3 protein-coding genes are annotated in these 3,205 nt (G+C 70.3%); all 3 read left to right on the top strand.

Annotated elements, in window-relative coordinates; translation table 11 throughout:
* Positions 1 to 435 precede the first annotated feature (435 nt).
* The 3 genes from ABZ807_RS33195 to ABZ807_RS33185 are packed head-to-tail and all read left to right on the top strand — an operon-like array spanning position 436 to position 3,050.
* On the top strand, positions 436 to 813 hold the full coding sequence (locus tag ABZ807_RS33195; protein WP_357167083.1) for a hypothetical protein: 378 nt from the start codon (positions 436 to 438) through the stop codon (positions 811 to 813).
* A gap of 54 nt (positions 814 to 867) precedes the next feature.
* Entirely contained in the window at positions 868 to 2,241 is a 1,374-nt protein-coding gene (locus ABZ807_RS33190) for a DDE-type integrase/transposase/recombinase (protein WP_357167080.1), read from the top strand.
* Positions 2,238 to 3,050, top strand: coding sequence for an ExeA family protein (locus ABZ807_RS33185; protein ID WP_357167077.1), 813 nt, complete (start codon positions 2,238 to 2,240; stop codon positions 3,048 to 3,050). The genes ABZ807_RS33190 and ABZ807_RS33185 overlap by 4 nt, the downstream gene beginning before the upstream one ends.
* Positions 3,051 to 3,205: the final 155 nt, after the last annotated feature.

Here is a 3,205-nt window from a genome sequence, read left to right as displayed (position 1 = left end):
TGTTAGCCGTCACCGAAGGTGACGACGAGTTGGCTCTTGCCCGTCATTGATCTTGAGGGAGTCTCTGGCGTGACCCGGTGGGGTTGCGCTTGTTCGTGCGCGTCATCACCGTGAGGACGTTGATGCAGGTAGCGGCCCTCCCGGTGTTCCTTGGCCAGGCGCTCGGGAGGGCCGCTTGAGGTGCGGAGGCACCGGGTGATGACGGTAAACGACGATCCGGTTGGGGTCGAACGGCAGCTCGTGGCGGGTGAGCTGCGCTGTCCGGGTTGCGCGAGCCGGTTGACGGGGTGGGGGTGGGCACGGCCGCGTCTGATCCGGGTTGAGTCGGGCGGCGGCTGGCTGGTGCGGCCTCGGCGTGCCTGCTGCACGGGGTGCGCGGCGACGCACGTGTTGCTGCCGGTTGGGGTGCTAGTGCGGCGGGCGGATGCTGTCGGTGTGGTCGGCCACGCGGTGCAGGCCAAGGCGGCCGGGTTGGGTGCCCGCCCGGTGGCGGTGCTGGTGGACCGGCCGCTGGGGACGGTGAGGGGCTGGCTGCGCCGGTTCGCCGGGCGGGCTGAGCAGGTCCGGGCGTGGTTTACCCGGCTGCTGGTCGCGGTGGCGGTCGATCCGCAGGTTCCCGACCCGACCGGTTCGCTGCTGGCCGACGCGGTGGCCGCGATCACCGCCGCGGGGCGGGCGGTGGCCGGTCGGTTCGTGCTGCGCGACGTGACGGCGTGGCAGGTGGCCGGCGCGGTATCGGATGGGCGTCTGTTGTCTCCGGACTGGCCACCGGAGTGGATCAACACGAGTTCGCCCTGGTCAGCGGCCATGTGAGGCGGCACCCTCAGCACTTGTCGATCTTCACGGCGAGTGTTGAGGAGGCTGTGATTGACTACCGCGAATGATGAGGCCCGGGTGCGGGCCGACCGCGCCCGAAAGATCGCGTTGTGGCGGTATCAGCTGATCCGGGAACCGGCTGATCCGGCGTATTCCACCCGCCAGCGCGGGCGGATGGTGCGCCAGTTGGCCGAGCGGGAGCATCCAGGGCCGTTCGGGACGCCGGTGCGGGTGGCGCGGGCGACCCTGGACCGGTGGATCACCGCATGGCGCCGCGGCGGGTTCGACGCCCTGGTGCCCAGCCCTCGGCAGGCCACCCCGCGCACCCCGGCCGAGATCCTGGACATGGCCGCGGCGTTGAAGCGGGAGAACCCTGACCGGACCGCCGCGCAGGTGGCCCGGATCCTGCACAAGCACCTCGGGTGGGCGCCGTCGGAGTCGACGGTGCTGCGGCACTTGAACCGCCTGGAGCTGATGGGCCCGCCCGCCACGGCGGTGACCGTGTTCGGCCGGTTCGAAGCCGACCGGCCAGGCGAGTTGTGGGTCGGCGACGCCCTGCACGGCCCGGCCATCGGCGGGCGCAAGACCTACCTGTTCGCGTTCCTCGATGATCACAGCCGGCTGCTGGTCGGGCACCGGTTCGGATACGCCGAAGACACCGTCCGCCTGGCGGCCGCGCTGCGCCCAGCCCTGGCGTCGCGCGGTGTCCCCGAGTCGATCTACGTGGACAACGGCAGCGCGTTCGTCGACGCGTGGCTGCTACGGGCCTGCGCCAGCCTCGGCGTCAAGCTCGTGCACTCCACGCCGGGCCGCCCGCAGGGCCGCGGGAAGATCGAGCGGTTCTTCCGGACGGTCCGTGACCAGTTCCTCGTCGAACTGTCCACACCGGACACCGCGAATCTCGTTACGGATCTGGTCAGCCTCAACCGGTTGTTCACCGCCTGGACCGAGACCGAATACCACCGCAGCACACATTCGGAAACCGGGCAGACACCCCTTCACCGCTGGCAGGCCGGTGACCCGCCCCGGCTGCCCAGCCCGGCCGCGCTGCGCGAGGCGTTCCTCTGGGAAGCCGCCCGCACCGTCACCAAGACCGCCACCGTCTCCCTGCATGGCAACACCTACCAGGTCGACGCCGGCCTGGTCGGGCGGCGGGTCGAGCTGGTGTTCGACCCGTTCGACCTGACCAACATCGAAATCCGGTGCAACGGCAAGCCGATGGGCCTGGCCATTCCGCACCGCATCGGACGTCACGCCCACCCCAAGGCCAAGCCCGAGACCCCCGAGGCGCCACCACCGGCCTCCGGCATCGGCTACCTGAAACTCGTCGACGCCGCCCACCAGGCCGAACTGGCCGACCGGGTCAACTACACCGCCCTGTCAGGCCCCACCGATCCCACACTCTCCGAAAGGGACACCCGATGATCGACCGCCTGCAAGCACACTACGGGTTCACCCGCATGCCGTTCGGCCGCGACCTCGCACCGGGCATGCTGCACCGCCACGGCTCCCACGCCGAAGCCGTCGCCCGCATCAGCTGGTGCGTCGAACAACGCGTCCTCGGCGTGGTCACCGGCGAAGTCGGCGCCGGCAAGACCGTCGCCGTCCGCGCCGCCCTCGCCGCACTCGACCAGGTCCGGCACACCATCATCTACCTCGGCAACCCCACCATCGGCGCCCGCGGCATCCACCACGCCATCGTCACCACCCTCGGCGGGGTCCCCCACCCACACATGGCCATCCTCGTCCCCCAAGCCGCCGAAGCCCTGGCCGGCGAACACGCCGAACGCGGCCGCACCCCCGTCCTCGTCATCGACGAAGCGCACCTGCTCACCCACGACCAACTCGAAGGCATCCGCATGCTCACCAACCACGACCTCGACCGCTGGTCACCCTTCGCCTGCCTACTCGTCGGCCAACCCACCCTCCGCAGGCGGATCAAACTCGGCGTCCTGGCCGCCCTCGACCAACGCATCGGCCTGCGCTACACGATGCCCGGCATGACCGGCGCCGAAACCGCCGCCTACCTGCGCCACCACCTACGCCTCGCCGGCCGCGACGACCCCCTGTTCTCCGACGACGCCGCAGCCGCGATCCACCAATCCAGCCGCGGCTACCCCCGCGCCGTCAACAACCTCGCCGTCCAAGCCCTCATCGCAGCCTTCGCCGACGGCAAAGCCATCGTCGACGAGTCCTCCACCCGCGCCGCGATCAGCGAGGTCACCGCCGAATAGACACACCACAATGAGGACCACGACGTCAGCGTGACGACCAGCACGTCACCACGACGACAACGCCCCGCCCGGCAACCCGCCGGCGGGGCATCTTCATGCCCCTACATCCGCACCACCGATGACGGCTACATCCTCACCAAGAACGCCAGGCAACA

Source organism: Micromonospora sp. NPDC047548 (assembly GCF_040642975.1).
GTDB lineage: Bacteria > Actinomycetota > Actinomycetes > Mycobacteriales > Micromonosporaceae > Micromonospora.
The sequence above is the reverse complement of the archived record's forward strand: the minus strand, read 5'-3'. Positions and strand labels throughout refer to the sequence as shown.

Bases quoted from the DNA above. Each gene is read 5' to 3' on its own strand.
- ABZ807_RS33185 (WP_357167077.1), top strand. From the start codon at position 2,238: ATGATCGACCGCCTGCAAGCACACTACGGGTTCACCCGCATGCCGTTC.